The organism is Paenibacillus sp. TY11 (genome assembly GCF_059772165.1).
The window spans coordinates 1-19856 of record NZ_JCBAIQ010000025.1 but is presented as its reverse complement, the minus strand read 5'-3'; the positions used below and the strand labels follow the sequence as shown (position 1 = coordinate 19856).

Here is a 19856-nt window from a genome sequence, read left to right as displayed (position 1 = left end):
TATGTGAAATACTTTTAGTGTTTATCCATCTTTGTTATAGGAATTTATTGATTTCATTAAAGGCTAATTCCCTGTGACCTGCTTGGCAGTGTTGTTCACCACCTGTTTCTTTAGTAAATACTTTGGTTGTAATGGACGCAGCATTGATTAATTCTTGTTGGATTTGTGCGAGTCGGCTAATAGGTACGTATTGATCATCTTGTCCAGCTAGTAAAAGAACATCTTGATTAATGAATGCCCCAATGCCTTGCATTGTGTGCTTTTCAAAATTTTTAATGAGATCAAAAGGCGTTGCTACACCTGTGTTTTCCATCCCTTTGGTAATCTTCCAATGCAAATCAATATTGTGAGTCATCATCTGTTCAAATAATGAATTCACTTGATCTACTTCATTACGATCGACTAGCTGCATTATACTCTGATACGTTTCTTCTGGCATGCCCATTTTTAATGCATCTAAGCCACAATAGAAAATGTTAAAAGCAACTACTTTATCGATTCTCTTTTCGAAGGCTGCCGCACGCATAGCTAAATACCCTCCCCAAGAAGCACCTACGAGACTTACACGATCTAATTTGAAATAATCGATCACCGTTGATATGGGCTTTTCCCAGTTATGAATGAATTTTAGACCATTTTTTAATGCAGTTCCTTGGCCTTGACCATCAAATACAATAATATTGTAATTAATTCCCTTCATAAATTTCATCATTTTAAGCATCTCTTCCATGTAAGAATCATAGCCACCAAAGACAAGTAATGTTTTCGTAGCTCCAGGCGCCAACAATTTTACAGCAGGAAGATAGGAATCTTCATAGGGAATCTTGTAGGATTCATAATCAAAATCATGAAAGCCTTTATAGAATGTTTCTCTATATTTTTGATACATTTTTTCTTTATTGGGATCTGTAGTTGCAAGATAAAATTCTGCAGCTTGATAGTAGACTGAGGCTAAGTCATAGTCCTTGCTGTCTTCGCGTTTCTTTGCAAAATTGAGCCAAGCCTCATACCAGCTATGGGTGTCGTTTAATTTCGGAATCATTTTTTCCAAGTCAGCTTGTGCTCGATCATCTTCTTGATAATAATCATTGATAAAACGATTAATTTGAAGATTGAACTGTTCGTTATTGACATATGATTTAAACATATATTTTCCTCCTTCAATTTGGGTATGTGTTTACTATGGAGTATAGTTACTACATAAAAAATAATTAGTATCGCATAATCTGTAAGATATCTTACATGTTATATATGAAGTGTTCGAAAACTTACACATAAGGAGCAAGTGGTCAAATGAATGAAGATATCAGAATTTATAAAACAAAAATAGCTATTGAGCGAGCTTTAATAGAATTACTCCAACAACATGATTTTAAAGATATTACGATCAAAAAAATTTGTGACCAATCTCTTATCGGACGTTCTACTTTTTATAGTCATTATTTGGATAAGTACGACTTGCTAGAAAAAATAGTTAAACAGTATGCTTCTGATTTTAAAGTTGAAATTGAGCAGCGTTTTGATCCCATGGAAGATGGCAAGGTGGCAAATGCCATAGAACTTGTAACCGATAATATGATTAAAAATAAGCTTGAAATTTCAACATTGTTAGCCGTTCATGAAGTAACAGCAGATCTACGTAAGGAATTTGAACAAATTTTGTTTAGGACTTGCTTAGATTATTTAAAGCAACAGAATTCTTCAACTTCAATCGCATTGGAGTATTTAGCTGAACTATATGCTGTTAACTCAATGATGTCTATTCAGTGGGTCTTGAAAAGTGGCAAAGATGCTAACATCATTCTTCTTTTAGATCAAATGCAAGAATATATTTTTAATCAGTTAAAGTCTGATCTATATACAAGTTAGCACGCGTGGAGTATGGGTTGCAGGAATAAACAATGAAGATCTATTTTGTGAAATGCAAAATAACACTTTGTTAATTTGTGATTGAACTTTAACAAAGTGTTATTTAACAAAGTGTTATTTAAAATAATCTTCTCGTTCACAACATCGGTTCACCAAAAGGTAGTTTGCTGGAACTTTAACTTTATAATCCTTTGGTAAGTCCTAATATCTGATCATATATATCTGTATTACTTAATCCCCCGTGATAACAAACTACGGATGCAATATCGAGATCTAAATACTTTTTCAATGAGAGATGAGCTGCATTTATATCGGGTGTGGTCGGGACATGAATTCCCGCGAGAATCCCGTTTACACTGTACATCGAATCCCCGGCAATAAGAGTCTTACTTTGCCTTAAATAAAGGCTGATATGACCAGGGGTATGCCCAGGCGTATGGATGACGCGAATTCTGCCGCAAAACGGCAGTTCCTGACCATCTATTAAGGTATCGTCCACTTTGCCCTTCGGGGGATTCATAAGGTGACCATCTTTTAAAAGAGGGATATCCCCCTGAATATACGGCTTATCCAGTTCGTGTGCATATACTTTAACATTATGGCCGCACTCCTGCAAAATCTCAGGAAGACAGCCTATATGATCTACATCCTGATGCGTCAAAATCACAACTTTTAGTTTGTCGAACGACACGCCTACCTTTTCCATAGCCACGCGTAAATCTTCAATTTGCCCGGGAAATCCTGTATCTATTAATACAGCCATTTTTCGATCCCACAAAAGAATGGGGTGAATCCTATTCCCATGAAAATCTAGCTGAAGCATTTCTACTCCCTGTGAAATTTCCATAATATCGGGCCTCCGTACAATGTAATTGCCACCCATGCTAAAATAGGTTCATGGGGCGAATCCAACTCTGTGGCGTTGCCGTTCCTTAATGTCAATGGATACGGTGCGAATGGATGTAATAGGAATAACAAGCGTCTGATATTGCGTAAGGTATTTAACGAACTTGTCGTCAATCTGATCCAATATCCCGTCGCATACATTTGTCCCATCTATAAAATGAATAGTTACTTCCTTACCTTGTAAGCTTGCTAACATGATATCACCTCGTATTATTTCTTGAAGTTTCTTGCAGATCATTAGGTTTTGAGCATACTCTACAAAGAAGTTATCACTTGATCAATGACACCATATTCCAGTGCCTCCTGAGCGGACATGTAAAAATCTCGGTCCATATCCTTTTCGACTTTTTCAAAAGATTGCCCGGTCCGTTCAGCTGTGATACGGGTTGCCTTTTCACGAGTCCATAAAATTCGTTTTGCGCTGATCGCAATATCGCTGGCCTGACCTTGTGCGCCCCCGTGCGGCTGATGGATCATGATTTCACTGTTCGGCAACGCCGAACGTTTCCCTTTGGCGCCCGCTAGCAACAGGATCGCGCCAAACGAAGCAGCGAATCCCGTACATATCGTGTGTACATCGGGTTTGATGTACTGCATCGTATCATAAATGGCAAATCCTGCGGAAGTAGAGCCACCTGGGCTGTTGATATACATGTAAATTTCTTTTTCCGGATCTTCTGCCGCCAGGAACAATAATTGAGCAATAATACTGTTAGCCAAATGATCATCGATGGCTGCCCCGACAAACACAATACGATCCTTTAAGAGTCTGGAATAGATATCGTACGATCTTTCACCTTGAGCGGTTTGCTCAACAACATAAGGAACATAAACACTCATTTTTGATACCCCCAATTTCCTGTTTTCAGTTGATTTCTCCTTGTAAACGGACCGAGGCCGTAAAAAGATACGGAGGTTTCAATGGAAAAACGATTTGCGTAAATGGTGTAACTTTTACAACCACTTGTTCGTTTACATTTGAGGTAACAAATGGCTTTGCTCTAGGAAAGGGCAGAATAAGACCGTGGAGGAGAGGACCTATGCGCATAGATGATTCTATACAAATGACAGATAATATAATAAACATCGAGAACTTGGAGGAATTACAGGCGGTCCTGAAACGTTACTGTCTGTCGCTTACGAAATCAAATTGGGATGCGGAAGAACTGGCTCAGGACACTTGGATAAAAGCATTAGGTAAGTTAAATAGCTTCGAGCATACAAATCCCGAAGCGCTTTTGCTACGGATTGCTAAGAACACCTGGATTGATGACATACGGAGAAAAGCAGTCTACACTCGGATATTGAATAGGGAACAAGCGAAAGTAACTGTACCCGATCATGGATCTTTTGAAATCGAGATAGCGTTGCAATCCTTAATGAATCATTTATCTCCGCTTCAGAGAACTGTTTTTTTGCTGCGAGATGTGTTTGGATATTCGATTCGTGAGACATCCGACAAGCTTGAAACAACGGAGGGAGCGGTAAAAGTTGCACTTCACCGGGCACGAAAATCGCTTGGAGCAGTCAGGGAGGATCTCCTCAAAGGAGAGTTATCCTTACCGGAAAGTGAAAACTCGAAGACTTTTCTAAGGGCGTTGACGGCAGCATATCAGATGGGAGATATTGCCGCAACGGTTATGTTCTCCCATCAGGATGAAATGGAGCCGGACGTGGTGATCGGAATCGTCAATCATAAGATGCACCGGAGTCTCGCTTCAATAAAACAAACGGATTCCAATACCATGAGGATGATGGCGGCGTAGTTTGCGAAGAGAAATGCGGGGCTGATCATAGTGGTTGTTTCTGATGAAACAAGTTCCCGGTCATTCCAATTCACAGCTCTTAGCTGGGAATAAAATAAAGTATATTAAAGAAGGCTTCCGTACAGAGAAAATGATAAAAAAATGAAGTGAATTATCATTAAAAAGGGAACCCCAAGATAAACTATTAGGTCATTATAAGGTGGGAGAGACCTAGCAATAGCGATTTTGATAAAACTTGGAGAAAAAAAAGAAGAAAATAATAATATCTCTTCTAAGTGATTATTTAACAAAAGATCGATGAGCAAGTATCATCGGTCTTTTTATTAAATGTTGGGGGTGACTGCTATGGTTCAATCAGAGCGAATATAAGTTGCATAACAAAACAAAGGGCTTTGAACCCTTTCCTGTATTGGTATCTTAAAATTAATTGATGCAGGGTAATTTCAAGCCTCTGTTGCATACAGTACGGGAAATAGCGTTAAATATTGAGGTTCATGTATTACTTATTAACGAGAACAATTCCCCAATGAATGCTTGTCTTTAACCTTTTTAGAAATTTGACTGATTTCAGTTTTTATTAATTGGCCCACATATGACTTATATAGCATTTGCGGGTATTATGAAACTGTTTTGAGTCCAACAACACCAACGACAATGATCATGAGACTTATAATGCGCTCAATGCTTTTGGATTCATTGAAAAAAATCATATTTACTAGAACGGCAGCCGAAGTTCCTATTCCAATCCAGACCGCATAGGCAATGCTGACTTGAAGATAGTTAAAGGAGGCGTAAAGAAATGCAAAAGAACCTCCAAATCCGCCAAAGAACATCAGCAAATTCAAAAAGGATTTCCTTAGGCTGAATTTTTTTAAACCGATGACCCCAATCAACTCGAATAGAGCAGCAATAAATACGAATAGCCAACCCATATTAACGAACTCCTTTTGCCGATCCGGATTCCGGCTTATTGTCAAATAGTTTTAAAACAATAACCCCAATGACCAGAATCCCCATAAACAGACCTTTGGCAACACTGAATTCCGCGTCGAAAATAATAATGTCCATAAGAGCCGTTCCTACTGTACCAGCTGCTGCAAAGATGGCGTAAACGGTGCCTGTTGGCAATGACTCGCATGCTTTTGAAAGAAATTGCATATCGATGATAATAATGGTGATGATGATAACCCAGTGCCACCAAGTATTGGCAACATTAAAGCCAAAGACCCAAAGCAATTCAAATAGAGAAGTCAAAATGACAAAAATCCAACCCTTGTTCATAAAGCATATTCCTTTCCGCTTAGTAAATTCATAATAGTTACTACATGAATAATGAATGAACGTCAGTCATTTTATTTTAAAAAAATAAGGGCAAGTTTCCGGTGTTTTTCTTCATATTTCCCGTAATGATCTTTTGATGAAATGAAATACCCGAGTCTTATATACGTCCAGGGGTTCTTCTTGTTCAAGTCCAATATAAAATCGTTCGGCAGCATTTTCAATCAGATTGATGAGAAGTTTGGCCGTCCATTTGGCATGAGGATCATGAATGATCTCATGATGGTTATTGGCTTTCAATAATATGTCCTCAAACCAATCATAATAAGGAGAATAGATGGCTTCCCATTTTTCCATGGAATGATCGAACGCAAGACCGGAGTAACAAAGGACAAGGATTTCTTTGTATGAATCGGTGATGTTGAAGGTTTCGTCGATGACAACCTCCAACACCTCCCAAAAACTTTCTTTATCCTGTGCTTTTTCTTTAATTTTACCGAAAGTAATAGTCAGAAGATGATCTGCGATCGCCGGAATTAATGCTTTTTTGGAGGAGAAATATAAATAAAACGTTCCTTGGGCAATGCCCGCTTTTTTTGTGATATCGGAAATAACCGTCTTGTCGTATCCTTTTTCAGTTATGACTTCGATAGACGCGTTTAAAATGAGATTGTATTTCCCATCCGTGAAGTTTGCCAATATTTTTTACCCTCCTCAACATGAATGATTGTCATTCATTGTAGGGGGAGGTGAAACTATTGTCAACAAATTATTCCCAGCAGGCGATTAATTGATTGATAAAATCATCGAAATGATCGAGGGATGACAACAGATTCACATGTTTATCCTCCGTCAATATGGTGGCGAGCGCATCGAATACGTCACGGAATATTTTTCGATCCTCCCCGCTGACGGTGATTAATAAAACTATTTTCACGGTAGAATGATCCCATTTGATGCCATTCGGATTCAAATAAATGAACATGCCCGTTTTGCTGGATTCCATTTTGATCGCATGAGGAAGGGCTACTTGTCCGAACGCGGTAGAGGACATTGCTTCCCGTTCCATAATTTTGGTAAAAAAATCTTCGTTCGTATAACCATCCTGGTTCATGGTGTGACAGATAAACCGTAAAACGTCCTCTTTGCCCGACTTTGCCGTGGAGTGGCAGAAATGTCTTTCGTCTAAAAAAGATTCCAGATGGAGCTTAAATTGATTTTTCTTTTTTTGCTCTTTTAATTCAAATATTCTGTTCGATACTTTTTCTCGGTCATTTTCGATAAAAAACGGGGTAATCACGACATAGGGGACTTCTGGAATTTTGTGCAATTGGACGGAAGAAATAATAAAGTCGCTAGTTGCATAATTCAAATCGCTCTCGTCCGTGACAATCGAATGGATCGAGATATCGTCGCCAAAATACTGCTGCAATTTATTGATCATTTGCACATTCATATTGTAGTAGAGCGGAAACAGCACCGTACACGAGATTTTTACGTTCGTTTGCCGCTGCAATTCAATAGCATATCCCAGGTGAAAGGCCAAATAAGCAATTTCATCGTCGCTAATCCGATGACCGGTTTTTTCTTTAATCACATGGGAAGCATGCACAGCGCAATCGTAAATGAGCGGGCATTCTCTTTTGATCGTGTTCGTTAGTGGATTTTTCGTCGAATGATGATTTTTTAATCTCATCAAAAGGTTTTTAACATGCAGTGAAAAACGCGTAATAAAATCGGCATCGGCAATACTGATATAGTAATACTTATCCAAGTCGGATGCGATTTCGCTGACCAAATCAATACAGTCTTTCCCAGCGATCTGCTCCAGGTCACTGACTTCAATTTGCGTAAAATTAATGTTCGTCCCATTGCATGAAATTAAGATCGCCAAATCGGCGATTTCTTCTTCTGAATATTGCACGTGAAAATAGGATTCCAATTTAAAGGCGATTTCTTTGGCGATTAAATACGCGGTGTTGTCCATGTTATAATTCACGGTCTTATTTAAAAACTGAAAATCATGTTTCATTCTGTCCAATGCAATGGTGATGTGGATGATCATATTGGTTAAATAAAAATCATTGGTGAAAAAGTGATGGGAAGAAAAGGTTTCAACAACGACTTTCCGAATGTAATCCACATTCAATTCTTGATAAAATCTTTTGATTTTATCAATATCAATAAAGCTTCCATTGGCCTCCTCATACAAAATGCTGCTCATTAATTTACGTTTATCCTTTTCCTTGCCTTGCAAACTAATATGGTCCTTAACCAGGCTCAATTCCAGGTTGTTTTTGGAAAGCTTTTCCTTGATCAGCTTTAAATCCACCCTCAGCGTTGATTCGCTGATAAACAGCGCTTCGCTTAAATCATAAATATAAATGGGTTGATTGGTTTGCACCAGTTTTTTCAGAATATAAGCCATTCTTTCGGATTGGGTTTTCGGAATTGACTTTTGTTTGGTAGTTAGAAAGGTGTTCACCTGATCAGTATCGATCTTATAGCCTTTATTCGACGATAGAATTAACCCGTGGTGAATCTGATTAATCTCACCGATATAAGATTTGATGGTACGTTTGGACACGCCATAATTATCCGCTAAACTTTGCGACGAAATCCAATGCTTAGAGGAGCTTAAATATTGAATTAAATCAATATACTGTGTTTTCATATGCGTCTCCTCACTTTAAAATGTTGCACCATAGGGGTGCAGTTTTTTATTTGAAACTGTTTTTGGATTTGTAATATAGTTTGGTTGTAGTAATGATAGCGCTATCACACCACGATTATAAAGAAAAGCGAGGAGGATTACCATGGGAAATTCAAGCGAAATGCTAAATGTGCTGTTAATTTGCGGGTCAGGGGCAAGCTCCGGTTTTATGGCTGCCAATATTCGCAAGGCCGCTAAAAAAAGAAACCTGAATATGGACATCAAAGCCAGAGGGGAAGCGGAAATTGAAAATTACATCCATGACATTGATGCTTTATTAGTCGGCCCCCACTTGGCTTATATCATGGATGATATCAACGAGCTTACCCAAGATACCGATGTCAAAGTGCTCTTAATGAAGCCTTCTTATTATTCCACTTTGGATGGGGAAGCGGCTTTAGATGACCTGCTGAGTGAGTTGAACAGCTAAAAAGGGGATAAGAAAAATGAACAAATTAATGGAATGGCTTAAAAACGACTTCTCCCCGAAGATGAATAAAGTCAATAACAATGTATGGATCGTAACGCTCAAGGATTCCGTCATGCAATTATTGCCTTTTATTCTTCTGGGATCAGTATTTTGCCTTCTCACCATACCCGGTGATGTCTATCAAATCAAAAACTACCCTAATTTTTGGGTTCCGTTTGGATGGACGATGGGCATGCTGTCGCTGTTGGTTTCTTTCCTGATTCCGTTTAATTTGATGGAGAAAAAGAAGTTAAGAAAACAGCGCTTTATTGCCGGATGTACCAGTTTGATCACTTTTTTAATCATCGTTACTCCCCAGGTCGTAAAAGATGGCACGGTCGGTTTTACTCATAGTTCTTTGGGAACCGGAGGTATGTTCGTTGCCATCATCGCCGCTCTTTTCACCGGTTATATTATGAGTTTGTTTGGAAAATTCTCTTTTTTCAAGGAGGATTCCGTTATTCCGGACTTTGTCAGAGCCTGGTTTGATTCCATGCTCCCTATCGGGATCACTTTGGTTGCGGCTTGGGTTTTGGTCGATATCGTTCATGTCGATATATACAACATCATTTTAAATATTTTTATGCCGTTGGCCAACGTGGTAGAGACGCCTTGGGGATTCATGCTGATTATATTTATTTACTGTTTCCTATATTCCATGGGGATCTCCAGTTGGGTGTTAACCCCTGTCACCAAACCGATATTTCTGGCGGCCATTACCGCGAACGCGACCATGGGGGCGCATAATCTCGTAACGGCCGAAACGATTTTTTCGGCATACTTGTTTGTAGGCGGCGTGGGCTGTACGTTACCCCTGGTTATTATGCATGCGTTCTCTAAAAGCACCAAGCTAAAAGCGCTGGGCCGGGCAAGCTTTATACCCGCCATCTTTAATATCAACGAGCCTTTAGTATTCGGTTCTATCGTATGGAACCCCATATTGATGCTGCCGATGTGGATCATGGGTATCATCTTGCCGGCAATCGTTTGGATCGGGACCAAAGTCATTCCATTCGGCCCCATACCGAAAGTGATCTTCGATCTGTGGTATGCTCCTTTTCCAATTTCCACGTGGATTACGACAGGAACGATCACAGGCATTATTTTGATGCTCATCTGCGTCGCGGTGGCTACGCTGATTTGGTATCCATTTTTCAAAACCTACGAAAAACAAGAACTTGAAAAAGAATTGCCGCAAACCAATTAATCTGTTAAGGGGAAGTTAACAATGACATCGGAACAAGTAGCTCATGATGCGATGCAAATCATTTTGCACGCGGGGGAAGCAAGAAAACATTGTACGGATGCGTTAAAAGATATTGAAAAAAGCGACTTTGCTGGAGCTAAGGAGAAGATGAAATTAGCCAACGACGAAATTGTGATCGCCCATCGCGTACAAACGAATTGCATCCAAAAAGAAACAGAAGGTGGGCAAGGGGAGTACTCGGTTTTATTTGCCCATGCGCAAGACACGTTAATGACGATTTATAGTGAAATTAATATTGCCAAGCGGTTAATCGACATTTTCGAGAGCTTTAATCAGAGGTTGACCCAATTAGAAATGACTAATAAATAAAGGGAGGAAGTAATGAAAATGAAAAATATTCCATCAGGATTCCCGGCTGATTTTTTGTGGGGGGGAGCCATCGCCGCCAATCAAGCGGAAGGCGCTTATAATGTGAACGGAAAAGGGTTAAGCGTAGCGGATATTAATGAATTTACGGATGAAATTCCTTTAGATAAAAAGTACAATTTAGAACTGACTACGGACTATATTAAAGAAGCCATTCAAAACGAAGAGCGAATTTTTCCGAAGCGTTGGGGAATTGATTTCTATCACACTTATAAAGAAGACTTGAAATTGTTGAGCGAACTTGGACTAAAAACCTTTCGCACCTCGATCAATTGGACAAGAATTTTTCCGAATGGCGACGAAGAGAAGCCTAATGAAGAAGGTTTGAAATTTTATGATAACCTGATCGACGAAATTATAGCGAACGGAATGGAACCGATGATCACCCTGTCCCATTACGAAATGCCGCTTCATTTGACCCTGGCTTATAAAGGGTGGTACTCCAGAGAAATGATCGAGTTTTTTGCCCACTTTAGCAAAGTGATTCTTGATCGATACCATAAAAAGGTGAAATATTGGATTATTATTAATCAAATCAATTTAATTGTTCATGAATCCTTTAACCATCTGGGCATTGCGGAAGATGTAGTGGATGATTTAGCCTCCGCCAAATATCAAGGTGTGCATCATGAAATGGTAGCTTGCGGTTTGGTCACGAAGTATGCCAAAAACCTGGATTCCAACTTGCAAATCGGGATGATGCTTTGCGGGGGACCTGCCTATCCGGCTACCAGTAAACCGGAAGATGTATTCGCCACCGTTCGCAATAATCAAATGGAGTACTTTTTCTCCGATGTTTTAATGCGCGGATATTATCCTGGTTATGCTTTCCGTTATTTCCACGACAACAATATTACCGTTGAATTCGCGGAAGGCGACGAAGAAGCATTGAGAAATACGGCTGACTTTATGTCATTTTCCTACTACTATACTCGCATTTTTGATGAAGAAAGTTTGAAAAACAAAACAGGACCTTACCGCAATTTTGAACTTCCGGCCAATTCATGGGGATGGACTATTGATCCTATCGGTCTTCGTACTATGCTTAACCTGTTCTATGACCGGTATCAGTGCCCTATTTATATCACGGAAAATGGGGTTGGCTACCATGACAAATTAGAAGAGAATAATTCGATCCATGATCCTTATCGGGTTGACTATTACCGGGCTCATATCGAACAAATGAAAGAAGCCATTAAGGATGGGGTGGATCTAAGAGGCTATTATGCTTGGGGACCGATTGATATCGTTAGTTGTTCATCCTCGGAAATGAGCAAACGCTACGGATTTATTTACGTAGATCAGGATGATTACGGCAAGGGCAGCAAAAAGCGCCTCCGTAAAGACAGTTTTTACTGGATGAAAAAAGTGATCGCTTCCAATGGAGAAAATCTGGACTAAAGGTTGCGTAAATACATGGCTCTTGCGAAATTTGGCGGACGATTAGTTATTGTGGCCGTTGCCACGGCGTTAAGCGCTCTAGCCGTTAATCTTTTTATCGAGTGCAATATAGGGTCCGATACATTAACGGTTTTGTTGGATGGATTGCATAAAAGTCTCGGAGTTAGTGTCGGTCTTGCAAGCTTTTACGTAAGTATTGTTTTTCTGGCTGCGGGTTTATTGCTAAATCGTGAATCAATCGGTTTTTCTTCCATCATGTATTCCTTTTTGATCGGGCCCTTGATTAACTGGATTCATCCGTTTATTGCCAATATGGAACTAGCGGATTTATCGTTATTCAACAAAATCGTCATCGTCATCCTGGCTAACTTTTGTTTCTCCATGACTTATGTGTTGTTGATGAATTTTGGCAATGGCATGTACGCCTTAGACGCGATTTTGCGATATACGGAATCAAAATTCGGAATCAGGTATGATCTCGGCAGAATCGGTGTAGACGCGATCTTTTTAAGCACCGGATTCTTGTTCGGAGGAATAGTGGGGATCGGAACGGTGATCGCCTTTGCTTTAACCGGACCGGGAACCATGCTGCTCGAAAAAATACTGTTTAAATTTGGAAGGCTATATAAGTTGAACTAAAGAAAGAGCAACTTATATAGAGGAGAGGAGATAGAAACTATGGTGAAAAAAACATTTACAGTCATTGACGAGGTAGGCATTCACACGCGTCCGGCTTCCATCTTGGTTCAAGCCGCAAGCAAATACAATGCGGAGGTTAACATCGAATATAACGGCCGAACCGTTAACCTCAAATCGATAGTGGGTGTAATGTCTCTAGGTGTTCCGCAAGGAGCTCAAATTCAAATTGCTGCGGTTGGTTCCGATGCGGATAAGGCGATCCAAGGGATTGAAGAAACCTTGAAAAACGAAGGGCTTGGCGAATAATGAGCAATAACCTGAAAGGAATTGGCGCTTCAGCCGGTATAGCGATTGCCAAAGCGTACCGCCTGGAGGAGCCGGAGCTTCAAATCGTAAAAAAGAGCATTGGAGACAAGGACGCCGAAAAACGGCGATTAGAGCAGGCCATCAGCTGCTCCAAAGCGGAGCTGGAAAAAATTACGGAATACGTAAACCGTGAGCTTGGCGCCGATAAAGCGGAAATTCTCGCCGCTCAGTTATTGGTGTTAAACGACCCGGAACTATTAAATCCGGTTTTCGAAAATATAAGTACGGAAGGCGTAAACGCGGAATTTGCCTTGAAAGAATCAGCCGACAGGTTCGTTTCCATGCTGGAATCCATGGAAAGCGAATATATGCGGGAACGCGCCAAAGATATCCGCGATGTAACGAAACGGGTAATCGCGCATTTATTAGGCGTGCAAATTCCCGATCCAAGCTTGATTTCCGAAGAAGTTGTCATCATCGCCGAGGATTTGACACCTTCCGATACCGCGCAGTTAAATCGTAGATATGTGAAAGGTTTTACGACGGATATCGGCGGCCGCACTTCTCATTCGGCGATCATGGCCCGCTCCATGGAAATTCCGGCTGTCGTCGGCACAAAACAAGTTACGGCCAGGATTGAAAACGGCATAGTTGTCATTGTCGACGGTTTGGAAGGCGATGTCATCATAGACCCATCATCAGAAATCATTGCCCAATATGAAGCGAAAAAAGCAAAATACGAAACGCAAAAAGCACAGTGGGCCAAATTGGTTCATGAGCCGACGGTAACTAAGGATGGCGTGCATGTCGAACTGGCCGCGAACATTGGCACACCGGCTGATGTTAAAAATGTGCTGGAAAATGGAGGAGAAGCGGTCGGGCTTTACCGTACGGAGTTCCTTTACATGGGCAGAGATCGGCTTCCAACAGAGGAAGAGCAGTTTGTCTCTTATAAAACCGTTTTGGAAAAAATGCAAGGGAAGCCGGTAGTTGTCCGAACTTTGGACATCGGTGGCGATAAAGAACTGTCTTACTTGAAACTGCCCAAAGAAATGAACCCGTTCTTAGGCTTTCGGGCGATTCGTTTATGTTTGGAAGAACAGGACATTTTCCGTACACAATTGCGTGCATTATTACGTGCAAGCGTCTATGGAAACCTGAAAATCATGTTTCCCATGATCGCAACATTATCTGAATTCAGGGAAGCCAAAGCCATTCTTTTGGAAGAAAAAGAAAAGCTTGTGGCCAGCGGCGTAAAAGTAGCGAATAATATTGAAATTGGCATGATGGTTGAAATACCGTCTACAGCTGTAATGGCGGATCAATTTGCCAAAGAAGTCGATTTTTTCAGTATCGGCACCAATGATTTGATCCAATATACCATGGCCGCCGATCGTATGAATGAACGCGTATCCTATTTGTATCAACCCTTCAATCCAGCGATTTTACGGCTGATTTCAATGGTCATTGATGCGGCGCATAACGAAGGAAAATGGGTTGGAATGTGCGGAGAAATGGCAGGCGATCCGATTGCCCTTCCTTTATTGCTTAGTTTGGGACTTGATGAGTTCTCCATGAGTGCAACCTCAATCCTTCCGGCACGTGCACAAATTAAAGAGCTGGCCAGTGAACATGCAAAAAGCGTTAAAGAGGCCGTTCTATCCATGAAAATGTCGGAAGAAGTTATTGAGTTTGTAAAAAAGACCTTTAATTAATAACGATTGCAGCTTTGGGCTAAAACTTGAAAGGCGATTCTGCTGGATATTTCGGCAGGGTCGCCTTTTTAAGTATCTTGTGAAGTAAACTTATTGCCGCGAAAGAAAATGAGCTGATACCAGCCAGCGCAATGACGGCGCAATCGCTCCAATATTTGTAGGAAAACAACCTGCTTGAATATAAGCAGCTTGCGGGAAAAACGGAACAGACCACAAACCGATTTCATGTTCTTTCTGACAAACTCAAAGGCATTGGGGCGGCTATGAGAACAAACGTCGAATTAAAGACCGCAACGGTTGATTACGCCAAAACCCGCACTGTGTTTGAAGGGTACAAATCCGCGAAGTATAGCAGAAAATATTATTCGGAGCATAAGGCCGACATGAACTGCACCGGGCGGCGAGGGCCGCAGAGAGTTGTTTCAATTAAATAAGTGTGATAAAATACCTATCCACCAAACATCCTATGTTTGGTGGAAAAGGCGAAGAGAGGGTTGACACATGCTTCAGAAAACAAACCGGCTGACGCTGGTTGAGCAAGTCGCACTGCAAATGGAAAGTCTGATCGAATCCGGCAAGTGGACTGTCGGGATGCGCATTCCGGCCGAGCCGGAGTTGATGGCGGAGTTGAATGTTAGCCGCAATACATTAAGGGAAGCAATTCGGGCGTTGATACACGCGGGGCTCTTGAAGACGAAACAAGGGGACGGAACTTATGTCTGTTCTTCAAGCGTTTTGGGGGTCGTGCTGCAAAAACGTATTTTGCGCTCCGATACGCTGCAGACGTTAGAAGTCCGGCATGCGCTCGAACGTGAGGGAGCCCATCTGGCTGCGCAACGTAGAACGAGCGACGAGGCGAATGAACTTCTTCTCCAACTTGAACGCTGCGAGGCGGCTGCTGCACTCGGAGACATTGATGGATTTGTAACGGAGGATATTCGTCTTCACCAAAGCATCGTCACTGCATCTCACAATGAAATATTGATCGAATTATACGACCATATCGCTGAAGCGTCGCAAGATTCGATTACAAGCTTGACTCGTTATGAAGTCGGTGCGGATTTCTTGGAAATGCACCGGCTGCTTGTCGAAGCGATTGTCGATAAAGACGCCGATCGGGCTGTGGCAGCGGTTCACCGTTATATTGCGGAATCGCAAGCTGTTCTCGACGTCAAAGGAGGGGAACGGCCGTGAGCGTACAAATCGATACGAAGTCAACGATGGTCAAGAAGTCGTTGTCGTCGAGTTGGCCGATCATCATCGGTATCGTCCTGATCTCACTGACCATGCGATCACCGCTAACGTCGGTAGGCCCGTTGGTTGGCTCGATTCGCGAGTCCCTCGGACTGTCGAATACCGGGGTAGGTCTGCTCACAACTTTGCCGATGCTTGCTTTTGCGCTTCTTTCACCGTTCGCGCCCATTCTGGTGCGCCGCTTCGGGGTGGAAAGGACCATGCTTTATGCGTTGGTTCTGCTCATGGCGGGTATCGCGATCCGCTTGTTGCCTGCAACAGCTTCTTTGTTTGCAGGCACTGCTTTGCTTGGGCTCGCGATTGCGGTGTGTAACGTGCTCATTCCGAGTATGGTTAAACGGGATTTTTCTCGTCAAGTCGGTCTCATGACAGGAGTGTACTCCGTGTCGATGAATTTATGCGGGGCGATCGCATCCGGTGTAAGCGTTCCGCTCGCCCGTAATCTCGGTTTCGGTTGGAATGGCGCGCTAGTCATCTGGGGCGCACTCGTTTTGTTGGCCGCGCTATTCTGGTTGCCTCAAGTTCGGGTGAGTCACGCGTCTTCCAGGACAACAACGGGCGGTGCGTCAGCTCGTCGAAGTCTGTGGCGTTCACCGTTGGCATGGATGATTACGATTTTTATGGGGATGCAGTCTCTCTTTTTCTATGTTTTGATCGCTTGGTTGCCTGAAATTATGACAAGCCGGGGCTTGAGTGAAGACAGCGCCGGTTGGATGCTGTCGCTGTTTCAAATCGCTGCGCTGCCCGTAGCGTTCATCGTGCCGATCGTTGCGGGGCGCATAAGGAATCAACGTTCACTGGTTATCATAATGACTATCCTGTTGTTTGTATCTTTGGGAGGCCTTTATTTCGGCGGAAATGCTTTCATTTCGTTATGGACAATTTTACTTGGAATTGGTGGGGGATTTGCGTTCAGCTTGGCCACGATCTTTTTAAGTTTGCGGACGAAAGATGCCCACGATGCAGCTTCTTTGTCCGGCATGTCGCAATCCGTTGGATATTTGCTGGCAGCAACTGGACCGATCTTATTTGGTTTGCTCCATGACATCACAGCAAGTTGGAACTTCCCGCTGTTATTATTGCTTGTCGTTAGCGCTCTGTTGTTCATATCTGGCTTGGGCGCCTCAAAAAATCGCACAGTATAAGGCAGAATCGCCTCCAAGAGCGATCATGACATCGCAACCTTGTAGTTCATGTGCGTCAGATGAACACATCAACTGTGAGAATTCGAAAAGCTCGCCTTACACCAATGTCTAAACAAGAGCACAACGAGGTTATCAATAAGTATCGCATTTAATTACATTTACTTGCAGATAGAATTGAATTGTTCATTATTAAGATGTATGAATTTTAATAATACAACTTTATTGTATATTGCAGAATCACATAATCAGTAAAAACGTTGATACCCCAAGGGGGGCTAGTACACAACTTTATTGTCCGTACACATCATCTGGATGAATGATTTAAGTTTATTCGTATCTAATGGGGATAAACTAAACAAAGAGGATGCGTAGTTTATCGATGCATGGGACAAGCACATTGCGAATTTGTCTGGTAAAGCAATCTACTTGAACGAAATGAGTGTAATATATCAAACTGTACTTCTATTGATAACGATGCAAGAAGCCATCAACTAATTTGGCGTCTGTCATCTGAATTACGGAGTGATTTTCCAGTTCCTCGGCCATATCATCATCCGTCATGGACACGGCCTTGGGCCTTCATGTTTGTGATATGTCTAACAAGTGATTCCTCCGTATTAACAGCAAGAAACAAGGTGACAAAATCGCTGTTTGTCCCAAAAGCACAACCGTAAACCTTCTCATTCTTGACTTCTTTCAGTATGTTTTTAAGATCATCCAAAAATCCTGCTCTAAATCTTTCTTCAAATTCATTCAGAAAATTGTTCATCTGGTTCATATACTCCTTTATGAGTTTTATGCTTGATTATATTTTACATTATGAGCTCGACTCCATGTAGCCTACCGTTCATTCTCTTTCAACTCTTGTAGCGATAGTCCGAGGATCGTCACAGTTAACGAATGTCACTGCAGAAAAATTGTTTTAGAAATCCTTTCATTTGTTTAAAAAAAGTTGTTATAATTGTTAGATCAGTGTAGAGATATTGGTACTAGTTTTAATGACCAAAAATATATGTCGCATGATACGTCTACCATCTGAAATATTTTTATTTCGGAGGGAAACAATATGTATAAGGAAGAAAGACTGCCTCAAAACGCAAAAGAAGGTATATTATTTTTATTGATTATTTCAATTATTTCAGTAAACACGATCGCCCCAATTATTATGGGATTGGAACGAGGCTTTAGTAAAGAAAACTATTTAGAAACGCTAAAGATTATTCCGTTTATGTGGATTATCGTTGTTTTGTTAGTAAGATTGGTTGCAGGACCGTTAGTGGGTAAAGTGATACCCAAATTCGTAGGACAAACAGATGGATTTAATGCTAGAGTTTTATTGAATACTTTATTGAATGTTACAGTCTTATCTATGCTTCTAACCATTATAGGAACTTGGGTTGGTACGAAACAAATAAGCCTAGAACCTTTTCAGAACTTCTTTCACAGTTGGTTTAGAAATTTTGGTGTAGCATTTTGGATTGAGCTATTGGTTGCTCAGCCAATAGCCAGATTTGCAATGAAAAAAATACACGCAAGACACGGCTAGCCAAGAGAGAGTGTAAATCCGTAACACGATACCAAAGTCATAATAAAAAATCGCATAACAACGTGGTTTTTCGTAAAACGGTAAAGTTACAAACCATGTAAAAAAAGCGCTGGTCCCAGGCTGGAACCAGCGCTTTTTCACGTTTCGGATTACGAACTTTCGTCAGGCCAAGCAGGCCGGGTTGGCGACTTATTTCCTAAAATGACGCATTGCCGTCCGTTCGCCTCTATTCTTACTGGGCCGTTAAAATCAGTGGTCCGTCCGACGTAACTGCGATCGTATGCTCATATTGCGCCGACAACTTGCCGTCGGCCGTTCTCGCCGTCCACTGATCGTCGTCGATCGTGATACGGAACGTACCTTGGTTGATCATCGGTTCAATCGTAAACACCATGCCTTCCTTTAACCGAATGCCTTTACCAGCTACGCCGATATGCTCGTAGCTCGGCTCCTCGTGCAGGCTCCGCCCGATCCCATGCGCCAGCAGATCGCGTACGACCGAAAACCCGTTCGATTCCGCATGCTGTTGAATCGCTGACGTTATGTCGCCGAGCCGCCCCCCCGGGAGTGCCCGGGCGATCCCCAGATCCAAGCATTCCTTTGTCACCTTCATTAATTTTTGCGCTTCCGGCCGGATATTGCCCACCGCATAGCACCAGCACGAATCGCCGAACCATCCGCCGTATTCCACGACGATGTCGAGCTTCAGCAAGTCGCCGTCCATAAGCGCCCGGTTCGAAGGAATGCCGTGGGCCACCACATCGTTGACCGAAATGCAGGTTTCGGCGGGGAAACCGTTGTACCCTTTCGTAAACTGCTTGCCACCCAGCTTGGTGATGTGTCTGGCAACAAAGTCATTGATTTCCCGGGTGGTGATCCCAGGCTCGATCAGTTTGGCCACCTCGCGGTAGCAGTCCGCAACGATTTGGCTCGCCGGCTTCATCTCTTCGATTTCCCTAGGTGATTTTAAAATGATCATCCTTGTCTATTCGCTCCTTATCAATTCTATAATTTTAAAAACCGGACGATATCTCTGGCCTCCTCGTGCAGCTTTCCGCGGCGAAGCGAAAGCGAGGCGCAGCCGACCAAGGCGGCCAGCAGCATTTCCGCGCGCTGTAGCCGATACGGCGGCTCTGCCGCGTTTACGCCAGAAGCGGCAGCCCCGTCCGCCGCACGGCTGGTTTCCAACAGCGAGGCAGATCGAAAGAGCGTCGTG

22 protein-coding genes and 1 pseudogene are annotated in these 19856 nt (G+C 42.1%); 12 read left to right on the top strand and 11 right to left on the bottom strand.

The window, feature by feature from the left end:
- Positions 1-34 precede the first annotated feature (34 nt).
- Entirely contained in the window at positions 35-1147 is a 1113-nt protein-coding gene (locus tag AC6EJC_RS22615; RefSeq protein ID WP_444955889.1) for an alpha/beta fold hydrolase, read from the bottom strand.
- Positions 1148-1293: 146 nt separating this feature from the next.
- On the opposite strand from AC6EJC_RS22615, the gene AC6EJC_RS22610 reads away from it, so the two are divergent.
- Entirely contained in the window at positions 1294-1869 is a 576-nt protein-coding gene (locus tag AC6EJC_RS22610; protein ID WP_444955888.1) for a TetR/AcrR family transcriptional regulator, read from the top strand.
- 181 nt (positions 1870-2050) lie between these two features.
- Here AC6EJC_RS22610 and AC6EJC_RS22605 read toward each other — a convergent pair whose 3' ends face one another.
- Genes AC6EJC_RS22605 through clpP form a run of 3 tightly spaced genes read right to left on the bottom strand, consistent with a single transcriptional unit; the run spans position 2051 to position 3615 of the window.
- Positions 2051-2716, bottom strand: coding sequence for an MBL fold metallo-hydrolase (locus AC6EJC_RS22605; RefSeq protein WP_444955887.1), 666 nt, complete (start codon positions 2714-2716; stop codon positions 2051-2053).
- A 48-nt stretch (positions 2717-2764) separates the two neighbouring features.
- On the bottom strand, positions 2765-2971 hold the full coding sequence (locus tag AC6EJC_RS22600; RefSeq protein ID WP_076294779.1) for a hypothetical protein: 207 nt from the start codon (positions 2969-2971) through the stop codon (positions 2765-2767).
- Between the two features lie 59 nt (positions 2972-3030).
- Positions 3031-3615 carry an ATP-dependent Clp endopeptidase proteolytic subunit ClpP gene (gene clpP, locus AC6EJC_RS22595; RefSeq protein WP_013310269.1) on the bottom strand — a complete coding sequence of 195 codons (585 nt, stop codon included), beginning with the start codon at positions 3613-3615 and terminating at the stop codon, positions 3031-3033.
- A gap of 200 nt (positions 3616-3815) precedes the next feature.
- Here clpP and AC6EJC_RS22590 point away from each other — a divergent pair, with 200 nt between their 5' ends.
- The gene (locus AC6EJC_RS22590; RefSeq protein WP_444955886.1) at positions 3816-4541 is read left to right on the top strand and encodes an RNA polymerase sigma factor; all 726 of its coding nucleotides are present in this window, start codon (positions 3816-3818) and stop codon (positions 4539-4541) included.
- Positions 4542-5158: 617 nt separating this feature from the next.
- Here the strand turns inward: AC6EJC_RS22590 and AC6EJC_RS22585 are convergent.
- From AC6EJC_RS22585 to AC6EJC_RS22570, 4 genes are all read right to left on the bottom strand, one after another.
- Positions 5159-5473, bottom strand: coding sequence for a DMT family transporter (locus AC6EJC_RS22585; RefSeq protein WP_190299253.1), 315 nt, complete (start codon positions 5471-5473; stop codon positions 5159-5161).
- A 1-nt stretch (position 5474) separates the two neighbouring features.
- Complete coding sequence (locus AC6EJC_RS22580) at positions 5475-5822, bottom strand: DMT family transporter (RefSeq protein WP_444955885.1); 348 nt, start codon at positions 5820-5822, stop codon at positions 5475-5477.
- 111 nt (positions 5823-5933) lie between these two features.
- Positions 5934-6518, bottom strand: a complete 585-nt coding sequence (locus AC6EJC_RS22575; RefSeq protein ID WP_444955884.1) for a TetR/AcrR family transcriptional regulator — start codon at positions 6516-6518, stop codon at positions 5934-5936.
- Positions 6519-6588: 70 nt separating this feature from the next.
- The gene (locus tag AC6EJC_RS22570) at positions 6589-8493 is read right to left on the bottom strand and encodes a BglG family transcription antiterminator (RefSeq protein ID WP_190299256.1); all 1905 of its coding nucleotides are present in this window, start codon (positions 8491-8493) and stop codon (positions 6589-6591) included.
- Between the two features lie 160 nt (positions 8494-8653).
- On the opposite strand from AC6EJC_RS22570, the gene AC6EJC_RS22565 reads away from it, so the two are divergent.
- The 9 genes from AC6EJC_RS22565 (at position 8654) to AC6EJC_RS22525 (ending at position 17094) form a co-directional block, all read left to right on the top strand.
- The gene (locus AC6EJC_RS22565) at positions 8654-8962 is read left to right on the top strand and encodes a PTS sugar transporter subunit IIB (protein ID WP_223822108.1); all 309 of its coding nucleotides are present in this window, start codon (positions 8654-8656) and stop codon (positions 8960-8962) included.
- Positions 8963-8978: 16 nt separating this feature from the next.
- The gene (locus tag AC6EJC_RS22560; RefSeq protein WP_190299258.1) at positions 8979-10208 is read left to right on the top strand and encodes a PTS sugar transporter subunit IIC; all 1230 of its coding nucleotides are present in this window, start codon (positions 8979-8981) and stop codon (positions 10206-10208) included.
- A 21-nt stretch (positions 10209-10229) separates the two neighbouring features.
- Positions 10230-10577, top strand: a complete 348-nt coding sequence (locus tag AC6EJC_RS22555; protein ID WP_190299259.1) for a PTS lactose/cellobiose transporter subunit IIA — start codon at positions 10230-10232, stop codon at positions 10575-10577.
- Between the two features lie 18 nt (positions 10578-10595).
- Positions 10596-12035 carry a glycoside hydrolase family 1 protein gene (locus tag AC6EJC_RS22550; RefSeq protein ID WP_190299536.1) on the top strand — a complete coding sequence of 480 codons (1440 nt, stop codon included), beginning with the start codon at positions 10596-10598 and terminating at the stop codon, positions 12033-12035.
- 15 nt (positions 12036-12050) lie between these two features.
- Positions 12051-12674, top strand: coding sequence for a YczE/YyaS/YitT family protein (locus tag AC6EJC_RS22545; protein ID WP_444955883.1), 624 nt, complete (start codon positions 12051-12053; stop codon positions 12672-12674).
- A gap of 42 nt (positions 12675-12716) precedes the next feature.
- Entirely contained in the window at positions 12717-12980 is a 264-nt protein-coding gene (locus tag AC6EJC_RS22540; RefSeq protein WP_190299537.1) for a phosphocarrier protein HPr, read from the top strand.
- Complete coding sequence (ptsP, locus tag AC6EJC_RS22535; RefSeq protein ID WP_444955882.1) at positions 12980-14695, top strand: phosphoenolpyruvate--protein phosphotransferase; 1716 nt, start codon at positions 12980-12982, stop codon at positions 14693-14695. The genes AC6EJC_RS22540 and ptsP overlap by 1 nt, the downstream gene beginning before the upstream one ends.
- Before the next feature lie 501 nt (positions 14696-15196).
- A complete protein-coding gene (locus tag AC6EJC_RS22530; protein WP_190299262.1) occupies positions 15197-15889 on the top strand; it encodes a FadR/GntR family transcriptional regulator in 693 nt (230 codons plus the stop codon).
- A complete protein-coding gene (locus AC6EJC_RS22525) occupies positions 15886-17094 on the top strand; it encodes a CynX/NimT family MFS transporter (protein ID WP_444955881.1) in 1209 nt (402 codons plus the stop codon). The genes AC6EJC_RS22530 and AC6EJC_RS22525 overlap by 4 nt, the downstream gene beginning before the upstream one ends.
- A 550-nt stretch (positions 17095-17644) precedes the next feature.
- On the opposite strand, the gene AC6EJC_RS22520 is transcribed toward AC6EJC_RS22525, so the two are convergent.
- Positions 17645-17863: a DUF4303 domain-containing protein gene (locus AC6EJC_RS22520; RefSeq protein ID WP_223822066.1), complete on the bottom strand. Its 219-nt coding sequence runs from the start codon at positions 17861-17863 to the stop codon at positions 17645-17647.
- 297 nt (positions 17864-18160) lie between these two features.
- Here AC6EJC_RS22520 and AC6EJC_RS22515 point away from each other — a divergent pair, with 297 nt between their 5' ends.
- Positions 18161-18640 (top strand): DUF2798 domain-containing protein, encoded by a 480-nt coding sequence (locus AC6EJC_RS22515; protein WP_444955880.1) that lies wholly within the window; start codon positions 18161-18163, stop codon positions 18638-18640.
- A 232-nt stretch (positions 18641-18872) separates the two neighbouring features.
- Here the strand turns inward: AC6EJC_RS22515 and map are convergent, their stop codons facing one another.
- The gene (map, locus tag AC6EJC_RS22510; RefSeq protein WP_192512989.1) at positions 18873-19619 is read right to left on the bottom strand and encodes a type I methionyl aminopeptidase; all 747 of its coding nucleotides are present in this window, start codon (positions 19617-19619) and stop codon (positions 18873-18875) included.
- 26 nt (positions 19620-19645) lie between these two features.
- Positions 19646-19856 (bottom strand): annotated as a pseudogene (locus AC6EJC_RS22505) (TetR/AcrR family transcriptional regulator); the annotation flags it as partial.